The 1,267-nt window shown below is 38.6% G+C and carries 1 pseudogene; it reads right to left on the bottom strand.

The annotated features are described in order from the left end of the window. Window positions 1–1,186: 1,186 nt before the first annotated feature. Window positions 1,187–1,267, bottom strand: a pseudogene (locus tag OGY13_RS25095) (IS1 family transposase); the annotation flags it as partial.

Raw genomic sequence — 1,267 nt, 5'->3', positions numbered from 1 at the left:
ATAGGCTGATTCGATGTGTTTGCGGGAAAAAAATCGGCCCAGATCCGCGAAATTTTAATCAGCGAGTCAGCTTGGGAAGACATGACCTGCTTATTCGCACCTTCCCTAACTGTATCAGAATAATTATAAGGAATGACAGGGCTGAAAATTTAACTGTAGCTGAGTCTGTTCTTATTTTTATTCTACACTCAGGAAATTCCTTTAGGTAAAATAAGTAAACAAGAGTTGAAATTAGAATCTCTGTAATGAACACAATGAAAAATGCAATATCCAGTCCAACATAACGCAGTGTAAAGGTTGGCGATAATGTTACAATAGTTGATATAATAACCACTGCAAGAAAAATAATAGCGCTGTATTTACTATATCTAAACTGGCTCGAACGTTCATCCATTACAAAACATCACTTTATGAAGGTTATTATTTTTGCTAAAACTATATCTGTAAATTTAGCAGTGGAAAACAAGGTGATCAATGTAATTACTATTTTTGAAAATTCCTCAGGCAACGAAAACCATGACAAATCAATAATGGAGGAACCACTTAATAGCGCAAAACCCAGTAATAAACTTAATATAAAAGACAATAATTTAATAAACACTGCAGTATCCTCCGTTGATACTTACTTATCGACTACAGGTACCACCGACGTTACTTCCTGAACAATTACTGGAACCAGCTCTGTTTCCGCCTCCGTTACCATTTCCTCCACCGGAGAGACACTGGCCGATAACTGCCCCACCAATAGTTCCTCTGGTCATTCCTACAGGACCACCTTTAATGGCACCACCAACCATTCCACTAAAGACAGCATTAGCACATTTAACTGTGCTCGGGTCACTGTAAATGTGTGTCGGTGCATTTCGTCACAGTGAGTTACGGGCTCCGGTGTTACGACTACGACTTCCGCCTCCTTCATAATTACTGTTTGCGTTGCCACCACTGACTAATGCAATTTCATCAAAACTCAATTCTCTGATATTTGACATAAAAATCCCTCTTATAAATTTTAACATAAAGTGCTGTTTCACTATTACATGACCAAAATGTATGCACAAAGTGAATTTATGTAAATAAATGTAAATTTATTATCATGTGTTATTGAATGGAACTTGCAGGTAATGACTCCAACTTATTGATAGTGTTTTATGTTCAGATAATGCCCGATGACTTTGTCATGCAGCTCCTCCGCGCAGACGATGACGTCACTGCCCGGCTGTATGCGCGAGGTTACCGACTGCGGCCTGAGTTTTTTAAATGGCGGAAA

This window comes from Citrobacter sp. Cpo045, from assembly GCF_030332875.1.
Classification (GTDB): Bacteria; Pseudomonadota; Gammaproteobacteria; order Enterobacterales; family Enterobacteriaceae; genus Citrobacter; species Citrobacter portucalensis.
This window is presented reverse-complemented; position numbering and strand designations above follow the sequence as displayed.